The sequence below is a fragment of the Streptomyces sp. NBC_00654 genome (assembly GCF_026341775.1).
Taxonomy (GTDB): domain Bacteria; phylum Actinomycetota; class Actinomycetes; order Streptomycetales; family Streptomycetaceae; genus Streptomyces.
This window is the reverse complement of record NZ_JAPEOB010000002.1, coordinates 538,092-550,854: the sequence shown is the minus strand read 5'-3', so window position 1 is coordinate 550,854 and position 12,763 is coordinate 538,092. Positions and strand designations below refer to the sequence as shown.

Genomic DNA, 12,763 nt, shown 5'->3' with positions numbered 1-12,763 from the left:
ATACGACGTACCGTCACGACCGACGCCCGGCGACGGGCACACGACAAGGAGCGGCAGACCGATGCAGGAGACGGGCCCCCTGACGGAACTGGGAATGCGCGACCGGAAGAAGGCGCGTACCCGAGAGGCCATCCGCACGGCGGCGCTCGACCTCTTCGAGGAGCAGGGCTTCGAACACACCACGGTCGACCAGATCTGCCGACGGGCGGACGTCGCCCACCGCACCTTCTTCCGCTACTACGCGACGAAGGAGGCCCTGCTCTTCGGCAGGGCTTTCGGCCAGGTCATCCTCGACGCCTTCGCCGAAGCGCCGGCGGACCTCGGTCTCTGGGAGGCGCTCAGCCACGCGGTGGCTGTCTCCGACGGCCGCCTGGAGGAGTCCGCCGAGCACACCGCCCGGCGCCGCCGGCTGCGCCGTGACCTTCTGGAGGTGCGCTCGGTGCGCGACCACGCCCTCATCCTGGTCGACACGTTCGGCCGGCGGGCCTCCGTCATCGCCGCCGAACGGATCGGTGCCGACCCGCAGACGGATCTGCGCCCCTGGGCGCTCGGCGCGATGCTCAGCGGCATGCTCCAGCGCCATCTGCTGGTCGACTCGGAGACCGGCCCGCTGACCGCGTGGGCCGAGGCGTACCAGGAAGTCCTGCGCCCCGGCCGCTGACCGGCTCTCCCGCGCTCATCCCTCGCTGAAGCCCTCTCGCGCTACCCCCAACTTCCGTACCAGCTATTTGTCACGAAAGGTTCACTTATGTCCCTGGTCAATTTCCGCGATCCCGCACTCGCCGCCGATCCCCACGGCTCATGGATCCGACCGGGCGTCCTGTACCGCTCGGCCCAGCCCTCCCCCCGCGCCGACCACGCCACGGTCGCCCAGCTGCGCGACCACGGCATCCTCACCGTCGTCGACCTGCGGGGTGCCGCGGAGAGCGAACCCGCCGACTGGGCCGCCGCCGAGGCCGCGGGGATCGATGTCATAGCCGCCCGGATGGATCCCACCACCGACGCCGTCATGGCGGCCATGGGGACCATGACCACCGCCGCGGATCTCGGCGCCTTCTACCTCCTGATGGCCGAGCAGGCACCCCACGCCGTCACCGCCGCGGTCGAGGCCGCCGCCCGCCCCGGCGGTGTCCTGCTGCACTGCGCCGCAGGCAAGGACCGCACCGGCCTGATCACCGCGCTGCTGCTCGAACTGCTCGGTGTCCCGGCCGAGGCGATCGTCGCCGACTACGCCCGAACCTCCGAAGCCCTGACACAGATCTTCGCCAACCTCGCCGAGCGCCACCCCACCCACCCCGCCGCCCTCAACGCCCGCGACCTGGCTCCCGCCCCGCTGCTGGAGGCCCCCGCCGAGGCGATGACCGCCTTCCTCGGCCTCGTCCGTACCCGGCAGGGCGCCGCCGCCTTCCTGACCGCCTGCGGAACCTCCCCCGCCACCCTCGACGCCTTCCGCGCCAAGGCCGCCGCGGAGGCCGTCGCATGCTGAACCTGCTGCGCCACCACGACGGAACGCCGTTCCGCGATCTCAACCACAACGGCACCATGGAGCCCTACGAGGACCCCCGGCTGCCGGTCGAGGAACGCGTCGAGGACCTGGTGAACCGGATGACCCTGGCCGAGAAGGCCGCGCTGATGTGCCACGGCCGGATGCTGCCCGACAACGCCCGCCGGGCCCTGCCCGGCAACGGCGTCCCGACCGGCGCCGACCTGATCGCCGGGCGTGGTCTGACCGCCTTCGCGATGATGGCCGTCCCCGACGCCCGCGCGATGGCCGAGTGGAACAACCACGTCCAGGATCTCGCCGCCGCACAACGCCTCGGTATCCCGGTCACCCTTGCCTCCGACCCCCGGCACGGCTTCACCGCCAACCCCGCCACCGCGCACACCGGCGGCGGCTTCAGCGCCGGACCGGAACCGATCGGGCTCGCGGCCACCGACGATCCGGCCCTGGTCGAGGGGTACGCGGCCCTGATCGGCCGTGAACTGCGGGCCGTCGGGATCCGGCTCGCCATCCACCCGATGGCCGACCTGGCCACCGAACCTCGGTGGGCCCGGATCAGCGGCACCTTCGGCGAGGACGCCGACCGTGCGTGCCGCATGATCACCGCTTACATCCGCGGCCTCCAGGGCGAGGCGATCGGCCCCGACAGCGTCGCCTGCATGACCAAGCACTTTCCCGGCGGCGGTCCCCAGGCGCACGGCGAGGACTCGCACTTCATGGCAGGCCGTCGGCTGGTCTACCCGGGCGGTGCGTTCGAGCACCACCTGCTGCCCTTCGAGGCCGCCTTCCGGGCCGGAACCGCGCAGATCATGCCCGCGTACGCGATCCCCTCGGGCGCGGGCCTGTCCGAGGTCGGTGCCAACTTCAACCGGGACGTCATCACCGGTCTGCTGCGCGGCAGGTACGGCTTCGACGGCGTGGTCTGCACCGACTTCAACGCGATCACGGGCACCGAGGTCCCCGGAGTCACCACCTTCCCGCCGCGTCACTGGGGCGTCGAGGAACTGTCGGTGGCCGACCAGGTCGTGCTGACCCTGGACGCCGGTGCCGACCAGCTCGGCGGCGAGACCGACCCCGGGCTGATCCTGGCGGCCGTTCACTCGGGCGCGGTCAGCGAGGCGAGGATCGACGAATCCGCCCGGCGCATCCTGCGCGACAAGTTCCGCCTCGGCCTCTTCGAGGACCCCTATGCCGACCCGGACGCCGCGGCCGAACTGGTCGGCGACGCGGCCGGCCGCGACCAGGGCCGCCGAGTCCAGCGGCGCTCACTGGTCCACCTCTCCGGCCGTCCCGTCACCGGGCGGCGGCTGTACGTCGAGGGAATCGATCCGGCGGTCGCCGCCCGGTACGGCACCGTCGTGGAGCGGCCCGAGGACGCCGACGCCGCCGTTCTCCGGATCGCCGCACCGTACGAGAAGCGCGAGGGTTTCCTGGAACAGTTCTTCCACAGCGGCTCGCTGGAGTTCCCGACCGTGGAGGCGGAGCGCCTGAGATCCCTCGCCGCCGCCGTGCCCACCTGCTTCGCCGTCCACCTCGACCGCCCCGCGGTCCTCACCCCGCTGACCGGCCAGGCCGCCTTCCTCATCGGCGAGTTCGGCGCCGCCGACGATGTGGTTCTCGACGCGGCCCTCGGCCGGGCCCCGCTGTCCGGAACCCTTCCGTTCGACCTGCCCTCCTCCATGGCCGCCGTCGAGGACGCCCGGGAGGACATCCCCTTCGACACCCGTGCGCCGCTGTTCCACTGCGGTCACCCGACGGCCGGTGAAGCACCGTCGCGGAGGTAGTGCCGGACCCGTGGGGCACGGGCAGCCCCCGCGCACCGGACCGTGCCTGAACCACCCGCAGCGGCACCGGCCCCGCGGCGAACGACGACGCGGTGGCCGGTTCGCACCGCCGTACGAGGGTGTCAGTCGGCGCAGCCGGGAACGGGGGTGGGGGAGCCGGCGCAGTTGTTGGGCGGATTGTGGGTGACGGCCCGCTCGCCGTTGTTGAAGAGCACGCCCCCGAACTCCTCGCCCTGTTGCCGGTGAGCGCGCTGTGGTTGAGGGTCAGCGTGCCGAAGTTGTTGAAGATGCCGGCGCCGCTGCCGACCGCACCATTGCCGAGGGTGATGTGGTCCAGGACGAGACGCCCGCCGGTCTCGACTTCCATGACCCGGAAATCCGGCGTCCCGACGTCATGGCCGCGTGCGATCACGGCCCTGTCGGGGCCGTCGGAGGTGATACGCAGGTGTCCCGTGACCGGCTCCAGACCGTTCGCACCGCCGAAGGGCCGTGTGAGTGTGTACGCGCAGCCGGCCCGTCGGTTCATGGTCCGCGCCTGCCCGCCCGGCCTCGGACCGCCCGCCTCCGTGACCTGATCAGTCGTGGAATGCCTCCGGAAGGGTGAGGCGGATCAGGGGAGGGCGGGCGGATCCGCAGGGTCAGGCGGAAACCGTGACCGGGCACTCGGCCTGGGTGGACAGGCGCCGCAGCGCCGCTTCGGCGAGCAGGGCGACCGAGGCGAGAGCCAGCAGCGGCTGTACCGGGGCCCAGTAGCTCAGGGCTCCCGAGCTGCCCAGGAACAGCAGGACGAGCTTGTTGCAGACCGGGCAGCCCACAGCGAAGAACGACAGCACCCCGCCCACCGCGCCCCATCGGCTCTCCGGGCCGGAGGACCGGGCGGCGGGTGGGGCGTCCGGCCGGCGGACGTACGTGCTCAGCACGATGCCGGCCAGGACCGAGGTGAGGGCCAGGGTGGGGTAGTTCCACCACTGCACAGGGATGGAACGGCCGAACAGCGGATTGGGCACCACATCGGTGGGCGCGCCGACGACGACGGCCGTGGCCAGGGCTCCGACGCCCGCCACACACCATTGCCTCGTCCGCCACGCACGCAGCGCCTCGCCCGCCCGGCCGAAGGAACGCCGGGAAGAGGACATGGGTAAGAACTCCGTTTCCAGTCGGGAACAGCAGGACGTGACCGCGAGGTCCGGCCTACATCCGCAGGACGGAGGAGAGCGCCACCGGAGGCGGTGGCGCCGGCCCGTTGGGGAACGGGAGGTCCCTACGGGGTGCTGGACGTACGTGACGGACCCCGGGCTCCAGCAGGCCGAGGGCCGGAACCAACTGCGGAGCGGCGTCGGCACGGCGCGCGGCGGACTCGTTCACCGCCGTCTTCTTCCCGCACGGCGCTGTGCCCTCGGCCGCGGGCACGGCCGCGGCCTCGGTCATCCGGGACAGGGACACCTGATCGGAAGGGGGAGCGTGGTGCTGAGTCGCGCGAGCGAACAGGCACAGCAGACCCACCGCGAGCAGCAGCAGCGCGAGCACACCGCGCAGCGCGGCCGTGGTCGCCCCCTGCTCCGGTACTCGCTTCATGCGCCCGCTCTTCCTGTGTTCTTCCTGGGGAGGTCGACGACACCATAGAACACCCCGTTCCGGCATCGGTCCCCGCGGGTCGTGCGCGGGTCGTCGCCGTCGTCTTGTGCGCACATCCCGGCGGGTATTGCGGGGCGTGTGTGACGGCGGTAGGAATGGCGGGTCGGCCGCGTTTGATACGTGTACCCCCAGGGGTATCCTTCGGTGACGATGTCCCTGGGGGTACCGGACCTCGGGGCTCTCCGCGCCGCACCCTCTTCCGCGGCCTCTCCTCTCCATCAGGTTTCCTCGCGGGCGGCCGAGTCGCAGATGCTCCCCCAGTCGCGGCCCCACGCACGCGTACACCCACGCGGTGGGAGCGGAAGGGGACATGGTCATGCCGCATCGCGCACCCAACCGGAAACTGGCCGTCCTTCTCGAAGCCACGTCCTGGAGCGCCGCGGATCTGGCCCGCGCGGTGAACACGCTGGGAGCGGCCCAGGGGCTGCGGCTGCGTTACGACCGTACGGCAGTGGCGCACTGGCTCAAGGGCTCCCGGCCCCGTGGACCGGTGCCCGACCTGGTCGCCCAGGCGCTCAGTCACCGGGCCGGCCGTCTGATCTCGGCCGAGGACACCGGACTCACCCCTCCCGGCCGCCTGCCGGGTGCCGGCATGCCGCCGCCCGGCACCGGGCAGGAAGGGGGCGGCGGTCTTCCCGGCCTCATCGCGTTGTGCAGCCAGGACGCCGACCCGAACCAACGCGCCGCCCTCATCGGCACCGTCTACTCGCCGGCTCCGCATACTCCGCCGGTATGGAGACCCGACCCGCCCGGTCCCGGGCCGGGCGGGGAGCCGTACGCGTCGGCGGACGAACAGTTCCTGAGCGCGATGGTGGAGCTCTTCGCCGGCCTGGTCCGGGCCCACGGCGGTGCCTACATCCGCTCGGCCCTGGCGGCCCATCTGGCGGACAACGCGGCCCGGCTGGCATCGGTTCCGGCAGCGGACGGAATCCATCCTCCTGTGCTGGACCACTGCGCCCGGCTGGTGCACGTGCTGGCCTCCATGACGGCCGACGCCGGGCACCACGGGCTGGCCCACCGGTACTACGCGCTGGCCCTGGAGCTGGCCCGCGAGGCCGGGAACCGGGCCTCCTACGCGATCACTCTGCGCGTCATGAGCGTCCAGGCCCTCGGCCTCGGTCATGTCCATCAGGCGCACAGCCTCGCCGACTCCGCGGTCGAGTGCGCCGGGAGGAACGATCCGGCGGTGCTGGCTTTCGTCCTCGCTCAGCGAGGCCACACGCACGCGGCGCTTCGCGACGGGAAGGGTGCGATGGCCGACCTCGTGGGCAGCGCCGACGCCCATCGTCGCGCGGACAGCCACGGCGGTGCGTTCGCCGTCTACCCGGAAGCGGGAATCGCGTACCGACGGGCCCGGACGCTGCAGGTTCTCCAGCGTCCGGCGGAGGCTGTTCTCGCCTTCCAGTCCTCGGTGCTGCACCGGGACCCGGGGCAGCACCGCCCCTACGCCCTCACCCAGGCGCGCCTCGCGGAAGCGCTGGTGGCCGACGGTCAGCTCGAAGAGGCCTGCGCGCACTGGCACATCTTCCTCGACCACTACCCGTATGTCGTCGGCTCCAACGAGGCCGGCCGCGCGCTGGCCCGCATGCTCCAGCACGCGCGGAGCTTTCCGAGGCAGCGTCAGGCCGTCGAGCTGATCGAGCGGGGCCGTGCCTCCTCAGCCCGGCTGCCACGGTACTGACTCGGTGACGTGAGCCGGAGCGGGCTTCGTCCCGGTGGCGGCTCCGGCCGGACCGGTCCGAGCGTCAACGGGGTTCGGCACCTCGTCGGACGGAGGCGCGTCCGGCGGAGCTACGTCCAACGGCGAGGTGTCCAACGGTGCGGTGTCCGTCCGTAAGGGACATAAGGCAAAGGGATCGTCCATCTGCCACAACTACCGTGTGCGCGTGCCGCTGTGCGCGAAATGCCCCAGCGGCTCGCGTCCGTACGGTCAGGGAATCGTTTCCCCCACCCCCTATCGGCCGAATATGCCAGGGGCATGCGTGGAAGTCCGTACGGCATTCAACGCGTTCACGCTCCGGACCTCACCCGGGTCTTCCCTCACGCGGGCTGTTTCGCCTGACTGGAAGGGCACGTGAACGTCCGAGAGAGGAACACCCATGACCATCCAGCACATCGAGACCCCCGGCTGTCTCTGTACCGCGCACACCGCGCTCAGCTCCGAACGGCCGACCGCACACGGCACCGGTTTCGATCCGCAGGCCGTCCGCCCCGACTTCCCGGTACTGCGGCGCACCGTCAACGACGGCCGGCCCCTGATCTACCTCGACAGCGCGGCCACTTCGCAGAAGCCGCAGCTGGTCCTCGACGCGGAGAGAGACTTCTACGCGCTCCACAACGCCAATGTGCACCGCAGCCACCACCAGTTGGCCAGGGAAGCGACGTGGCTGCTGGAGGCGGGCCGGGCCCGCATCGCGGCCTTCGTCGGCGCGCGGGCCGACGACATCGTCCTGACCAAGAACGCGTCCGAAGCGCTCAACCTCGTCGCCTACGCCCTGGGCAACGCGTCCCGCTCCGAGCGGGACCTGCGCTCACTGGCCCTCGGGCCGGGCGACCGGGTCGTGATCACGGAGATGGAGCACCACTCCAACCTCATGCCCTGGCAGCAGCTCTGCCGCCGCACCGGAGCCGAGCTCGCCTGGCTCACCATCACCCCCGAGGGCCGCCTGGACCTCGACCGTCTCGACGAGATCGTGGACGAGCGCACCAAGGTGTTCGCCTTCACCCACCAGTCCAATGTGTACGGAACGGTCAACCCGGTCGATGTGCTCGTCAAACGCGCCAGGGAAGTGGGGGCGCTCACGGTCCTCGACGCCTGTCAGTCGGTGCCGCACTTCCCCGTCGATGTCACCGAACTCGGTGTCGACTTCCTGGCGTTCTCCGGGCACAAGATGTGCGGACCCACCGGAATCGGTGTGCTGTGGGGTCGCAAGGAGTTACTGCGCGCTCTCCCCCCGTTCCTGACCGGGGGCGAGATGAACGATGCCGTGACGATGGAGAACTCCACCTACGCGGCACCGCCTCAGCGTTTCGAGGCAGGTACCCCCGTCATCGCGCAGGCGGTCGGGCTCGGTGCGGCCTGCACCTATCTGGACCGGATCGGCATGAGGGAGATCGCGCGGCACGGCGACCGTCTCACCCGGCACGCCCTGGATGCCCTCGGATCCGTCAAGGGCCTGCGCATCGTCGGCCCCGGCGACAGCACCGACCGCGGGCCGGTGATCTCCTTCGCGCTGTCCGACCGGTTCCCCGACGACATAGGGGAGTTCCTCGACGCACGCGGCATCGCCATCCGGGTGGGACACCTGTGCGCCCGGCCCGCCTGTGTACGTTTCGGACTGCCCGCCACCACCCGGGCCTCGTTCTACGCGTATACGACGACCGGCGAGATCGACGCCTTCGTCCAGGCGCTGGCCGAACTCGCCGAACCCGCCCTGCACGCGGTCCCGGAGACAGCCGTCCTCCCGACCGCGCAGGAGGACAGCACGCCGGCGGAGGCCTCTTTCGAGCCTGCGGGGATACCGTCCACCGGTGTCTCCGCACCGGCCGCCGCGGCCGAATTCCTCGACCGGGTCCTGGGGGACGCCGCGACAGCCGCCACCGGGCTCGCCGTCTCTCTCGGCGACCGCCTCGGCCTCTACCGTGCCCTGTCCGGCAGCGGCCCCATGTCAGCCGCCCAACTCGCCGACCGTACGGGCACCCACGAAATCTACGTACGGGAATGGCTGCACACCCAGGTCGGCGCAGGGTACGTCCACCGGTCGCCGGACACGGCCGAGGGACAGCCCGTCTACCTCCTGCCCGCCGCACACGCCGAAGTGCTCGCCGACTCGGACGCCCCCACCGCAGGAGTCGGTATCTTCGCCTCCCTGCGGACCCTCTACGACGTCGAGGACCGGCTCGCCGAATGCTTCCGCACCGGAGAAGGAGTGGACTGGGGTGAGTACCCGCCCCAGATGTTCCGCGCGATCGCCCGCTTCTTCCGTCCCGCCTACAAGGCCAACATCGTCCAGAAGTGGCTGCCCGAACTCGACGGGATGACCCGGCGCCTCGACGCCGGCGCACAGGTGGCCGACATCGGCTGCGGAATCGGCTACTCGACCCTCCTGATGGCCCAGGCCTTCCCCCGGTCGGCCTTCCACGGCTTCGACAACCACCAGCCGTCCATAGACCGGGCGCGCATCATCGCCGAGGACCGGGAACTCGACGACCGTGTCCGCTTCCACGCCGCCGCCGCCCGCGACCTCGACGCCGCCGACGCCGGCCGGTTCGATCTGATCACCCTCTTCAACTGCCTCCACGACATGGGCGACCCGTTGGGGGCACTCGACGGCGCGCGGCGCGTCCTGAAGCCCGACGGTGCGATCATGCTGGTCGAACCCAACGCGGAAGCCGACCCCACGCACAACACCCACTCCACCGGCAGGCTCTTCATGAGCCTGTCCACCGCACTCTGCCTGCCCGCGGCCGTCGCCCAGCGAGGGCCACTCGCCCTGGGCAACCACGCGGGAGAGAAGGCCTTGCGGTCACTGGCCGAAGCCGCCGGGTTCACCCGGTGGCGCCGCGTGGCGGAGACCCCCCGCAGCGCCGTGTACGAAATCCGGTTCTGACATGCCGTCCATTACCGCGTGCACCGCTCCGGCGGGAGCGGCTGTTCCGGCGGGCATCGACGGGCAGTCCCGGAACTCGCTGGAGAGACAGCTCTTCGAGGCGATCCGGGCGACCCCCGCGACCGACCCGCGCAGCCGCTCCCACGCACGTCGTCTCGCCCTCGCGCTGATCCACCTGCGCAGAACCCACGCCGCAGTCTACGATCCCGGCGACCACGCGCGGTTCCGTCGTCGGGAAAGCCGGTGCTTCGTCGCGGAACTGGCCGAGCAGAGCCTTCAGAACGGCTACCCTCCCGGCTCCGCCGTGCATGTGATCGGCGAACCGTACGACGGCACCGTCATCCACGTGGCACCCGGCTGGGACGCGGGGGACCCCTACCCCGCGATGTGGTACGTCGTCGCTGTCGCCTCTCTGAAGCTGTGCCGCGGACACGGAGCCGACGAGATCGAGCCGGTCGTCCCCCATCGGTGAAGGCGGCTCGCCGGGGCCCGACCCGGTAATCCGTCATCACGTCACGCGCCCCGGCCCGAACCGCCGATCCCCGGCCTCCCTCCCGCTCCGCTCGCCTGCCGCACGGGCACGCCGTGTGACGCCGTCCCCGCCGACAGGGCCGATAGGCCCTAGCGGTGTCGGACCCACGATCGGTTCACTGCAGTGCGTCGCATGCGCCGGCGGGGTCCGGTATCGGCACCCGGGCGGGGCCGCGGCGTGCGGAAGCGTTGGACGGTGCGGATACGCGCAGGAAGGAAACGTGGTGATCGCAGTCGTCGGGCACAGGGACCTCAGCAACAGAACCCTGGAACTGGTGGAGGCTGAACTGAGAGCGCGGCTGGACCGCTTGGCGGAGGGCGCGGCCGCCCTGGTACGCGCCGGGGCAGGTCTGCCGGTGGTGTTCGGGAGGGCCGCGCGGGAGGCCGGGCGGAAACTGACCGTGCTGCTGCCCGCCCAGGGCGCCGTTCCCGCCGTGCTGCCCGAGCGGGACCGGCCGGCCGCGGGCGAACTGCTGGTCCTGGCCGAGCACGTACGGCTGCTGGCCTTCGATCCGGCCGACCGCGACGCGTGTGTCAGCGCCGACGAGCGTCTGGTGCAGACGTGCGGCACCGTGCTCGCCGTGTGGGACGGATCGCCGTCGGACGGCCGGGACGCCACCGCACATCTGGTCGCCTTCGCACGTGCGCGAGGAATCCGGGTGGAGGTCGTCTGGCCGGACGGGTCCGTACGGGGGCGGGGATGAAACTGGCGGAGCGTGGGGCGGGGAAGGAGGTTCAAGGGGGCGAGGCCGGGGACCGGGTCTGCGCCGAGGCGTCCGGAACGGGATACGAGCGGGAGTGCGCCGGCGCACGGCGTGGCTTCGCATGGTTGCTGGTGATCACCGCCGCGCTCGGGCTGCTCGGTTCGTTCGTCATCACGATCGACAAGTTCGAACTGCTCGCCGATCCCGGCTTCGTGCCCGCCTGCTCACTGAGCCCCGTGGTGTCCTGCACGAGTGTGATGCGCAGTGAACAGGCGGCGGTCTTCGGCTTTCCCAACCCGCTCATCGGGCTGGTCGCCTTCGGAGTGGTGATGGGGGCCGGCATGAGCCTGCTCGCGGGCGCACGCTATCGGCGCTGGTTCTGGCTGGGGCTGAACGCCGGCACGCTGTCCGGGGCAGTCTTCTGCATGTGGCTGATGACACAGGCGCTGTACGACATAGGCGCCCTCTGCCTGTGGTGCGTGCTCGTGTGGATGGCCACCATCTTCATGTTCTGGCACACCACGGTGCACAATCTGCGCCACGGTGTGCTGCCCGCCCCACGCCCCCTGGTCGCGGCGGTGCTGGAGTTCCCGCACGTGGTGCCGGTGACCTGGTGTCTGGGCATCGTCATGCTGATAGCAACCCGGTTCTGGCCGTACTGGCAGACGCTTCTGTGACCGCGACGATGCCGTTGGTCTCGTGATGGATGTGCGCGGCCGGAACTCCGGCGGCGGCCAGACGCGCGGAGACGTCCCGCGCGTACCCGGCGGCGGCTGCCTCGGGAGCCTCGGGGGCCAGGGACAGAAAGGCGTGCTGCCGGGCGGCGGCTCCGCGATACGGGGTCGTCGTGCCGTTCAGGGCCCGCAGCCCGGCACCGGCGAAGCGGGCCTCGGCCGCCTCGGCCGCGACGACGGTCAGCCAGGGGCGTCCGCGCCGGAACGCCTCCAGATACGCCCCGTCGTACAGCTCTCCGGCCGCCGCGCTCTCCTCGGGCGCGGTGAGACCGAGCAGCAGCCGTACCCGGTGCGTACGGGAACGGTCGGTGTCGATCCGCTGGAGCAGCGCCTTCATCGGAGCCCAGCCGGTACCGGAGGCGACCAGCAGGATGTCGGCGGAGGGCAGGTGCTCCGGCAGGGCCAGCGCCCCGCGCGGAGCACTGAGACGGACGGCGCCGCGCACCCGCGTACCGTGCACCAGCGCATCGCTCACCCCGCCCGCGCCCCGGGCCCGTACATGGAACTCCAGTTCACCGTCCGGATGCGGTGCGCGGGCCAGATAGTAGGAACGCCAGGCCTGTTCCAGCAGCGGTGACTCCAAGGACGCGTACTGCCCGGCCTCGAAGGCGTAGGGCTGGTGCGGTCGCACCCGCAGTACCGCGAGATCGGGCGCGCGGAGTTCGTGCGAGGTCACCGTCGCGTCCCAGCTGGGCGGCTCGGCGATCGCCTCGTCGGCGCCCCTGACCATCGCCGAGACGGCCAGCCGCAGCATCCGCAGCCAGGCGTGCTCCAGCGCACGGGTCCACCGGACGCCCGCGCGCACGCGCAGCGCCTCCAGCAGCGCCGCCTCGAAAGCCTCGAAATGCGCGGGGCGCACACCGAGCTTGCGATGGTCGCGCCCCAACTGTCCGAAGACTCCGATCATCTCTTCCGTGCGGTGCAGATTGCTGATCAGATAGCGGAAGATGCCTACGAGATGGACCTGTTGGAACGCCATCGACTCGGGGAACAACGACCGTAGATACGGATGCCGTTCGAAGAGAAGCAGGTACAGCTCGGCGACCAGCTCCTCCAGCGGGCTCACCAGTGCCAGCGAGTCGCTGATCAGCAGCTGGTCGGCCGAACCGTCGTACGCCTGGGGGGCCTCGGCGCTCCACGGTTCGGCACTGCTGCCGGCCGGGGCCAGGATGCGTCGTCGCAGACGCATCGCGTCATGCCGTGCGAGCAGTGCGTGGTAGTCCTCGCTCGGGGTGTTCATGGGCCGGTGACTCCTCGGTACAGG

General features: G+C 71.2%; 11 protein-coding genes. 8 read left to right on the top strand and 3 right to left on the bottom strand.

Features of this window, described 5'->3' with window-relative positions; all coding sequences use genetic code 11:
- Positions 1 to 61: 61 nt before the first annotated feature.
- From OHA98_RS22630 to OHA98_RS22620, 3 genes are all read left to right on the top strand, one after another.
- On the top strand, positions 62 to 661 hold the full coding sequence (locus tag OHA98_RS22630) for a TetR family transcriptional regulator (protein ID WP_266928560.1): 600 nt from the start codon (positions 62 to 64) through the stop codon (positions 659 to 661).
- Between the two features lie 87 nt (positions 662 to 748).
- Complete coding sequence (locus OHA98_RS22625) at positions 749 to 1,486, top strand: tyrosine-protein phosphatase (RefSeq protein WP_266928559.1); 738 nt, start codon at positions 749 to 751, stop codon at positions 1,484 to 1,486.
- Positions 1,480 to 3,285 carry a glycoside hydrolase family 3 protein gene (locus OHA98_RS22620; protein ID WP_266928558.1) on the top strand — a complete coding sequence of 602 codons (1,806 nt, stop codon included), beginning with the start codon at positions 1,480 to 1,482 and terminating at the stop codon, positions 3,283 to 3,285. The genes OHA98_RS22625 and OHA98_RS22620 overlap by 7 nt, the downstream gene beginning before the upstream one ends.
- Before the next feature lie 638 nt (positions 3,286 to 3,923).
- On the opposite strand, the gene OHA98_RS22615 is transcribed toward OHA98_RS22620, so the two are convergent.
- Together OHA98_RS22615 and OHA98_RS22610 are read right to left on the bottom strand one after the other, a co-directional pair.
- Complete coding sequence (locus OHA98_RS22615) at positions 3,924 to 4,421, bottom strand: hypothetical protein (RefSeq protein WP_266928557.1); 498 nt, start codon at positions 4,419 to 4,421, stop codon at positions 3,924 to 3,926.
- 55 nt (positions 4,422 to 4,476) lie between these two features.
- Entirely contained in the window at positions 4,477 to 4,860 is a 384-nt protein-coding gene (locus OHA98_RS22610; protein ID WP_266928556.1) for a hypothetical protein, read from the bottom strand.
- Between the two features lie 376 nt (positions 4,861 to 5,236).
- Here OHA98_RS22610 and OHA98_RS22605 point away from each other — a divergent pair, with 376 nt between their 5' ends.
- The 5 genes from OHA98_RS22605 to OHA98_RS22580 all read left to right on the top strand — a co-directional run bounded on the left by OHA98_RS22605 (position 5,237) and on the right by OHA98_RS22580 (position 11,442).
- Positions 5,237 to 6,601 carry a tol-pal system YbgF family protein gene (locus OHA98_RS22605; RefSeq protein WP_266928555.1) on the top strand — a complete coding sequence of 455 codons (1,365 nt, stop codon included), beginning with the start codon at positions 5,237 to 5,239 and terminating at the stop codon, positions 6,599 to 6,601.
- A 418-nt stretch (positions 6,602 to 7,019) separates the two neighbouring features.
- A complete protein-coding gene (locus OHA98_RS42750) occupies positions 7,020 to 9,530 on the top strand; it encodes a SufS family cysteine desulfurase (RefSeq protein WP_323179623.1) in 2,511 nt (836 codons plus the stop codon).
- 1 nt (position 9,531) lies between these two features.
- On the top strand, positions 9,532 to 10,002 hold the full coding sequence (locus OHA98_RS22590; RefSeq protein WP_266928554.1) for a hypothetical protein: 471 nt from the start codon (positions 9,532 to 9,534) through the stop codon (positions 10,000 to 10,002).
- 283 nt (positions 10,003 to 10,285) lie between these two features.
- Positions 10,286 to 10,765, top strand: coding sequence for a hypothetical protein (locus OHA98_RS22585; protein WP_266928553.1), 480 nt, complete (start codon positions 10,286 to 10,288; stop codon positions 10,763 to 10,765).
- Entirely contained in the window at positions 10,762 to 11,442 is a 681-nt protein-coding gene (locus tag OHA98_RS22580) for a vitamin K epoxide reductase family protein (protein ID WP_266928552.1), read from the top strand. Before OHA98_RS22585 ends, OHA98_RS22580 begins: the two co-directional genes overlap by 4 nt.
- Here OHA98_RS22580 and OHA98_RS22575 read toward each other — a convergent pair.
- On the bottom strand, positions 11,393 to 12,739 hold the full coding sequence (locus OHA98_RS22575; RefSeq protein WP_266928551.1) for a globin domain-containing protein: 1,347 nt from the start codon (positions 12,737 to 12,739) through the stop codon (positions 11,393 to 11,395). The genes OHA98_RS22580 and OHA98_RS22575 overlap by 50 nt on opposite strands.
- Between the last annotated feature and the right edge of the window lie 24 nt (positions 12,740 to 12,763).

Excerpts from the sequence above, each read along its gene's own strand:
- OHA98_RS22630 (WP_266928560.1), top strand. The coding sequence starts at position 62 with ATGCAGGAGACGGGCCCCCTGACGGAACTGGGAATGCGCGACCGGAAG.
- OHA98_RS22625 (WP_266928559.1), top strand. The coding sequence starts at position 749 with ATGTCCCTGGTCAATTTCCGCGATCCCGCACTCGCCGCCGATCCCCAC.
- OHA98_RS22620 (WP_266928558.1), top strand. The coding sequence starts at position 1,480 with ATGCTGAACCTGCTGCGCCACCACGACGGAACGCCGTTCCGCGATCTC.
- OHA98_RS22615 (WP_266928557.1), bottom strand. The coding sequence starts at position 4,421 with ATGTCCTCTTCCCGGCGTTCCTTCGGCCGGGCGGGCGAGGCGCTGCGT.
- OHA98_RS22610 (WP_266928556.1), bottom strand. The coding sequence starts at position 4,860 with ATGAAGCGAGTACCGGAGCAGGGGGCGACCACGGCCGCGCTGCGCGGT.
- OHA98_RS22605 (WP_266928555.1), top strand. The coding sequence starts at position 5,237 with ATGCCGCATCGCGCACCCAACCGGAAACTGGCCGTCCTTCTCGAAGCC.
- OHA98_RS42750 (WP_323179623.1), top strand. The coding sequence starts at position 7,020 with ATGACCATCCAGCACATCGAGACCCCCGGCTGTCTCTGTACCGCGCAC.
- OHA98_RS22590 (WP_266928554.1), top strand. The coding sequence starts at position 9,532 with ATGCCGTCCATTACCGCGTGCACCGCTCCGGCGGGAGCGGCTGTTCCG.
- OHA98_RS22580 (WP_266928552.1), top strand. The coding sequence starts at position 10,762 with ATGAAACTGGCGGAGCGTGGGGCGGGGAAGGAGGTTCAAGGGGGCGAG.
- OHA98_RS22575 (WP_266928551.1), bottom strand. The coding sequence starts at position 12,739 with ATGAACACCCCGAGCGAGGACTACCACGCACTGCTCGCACGGCATGAC.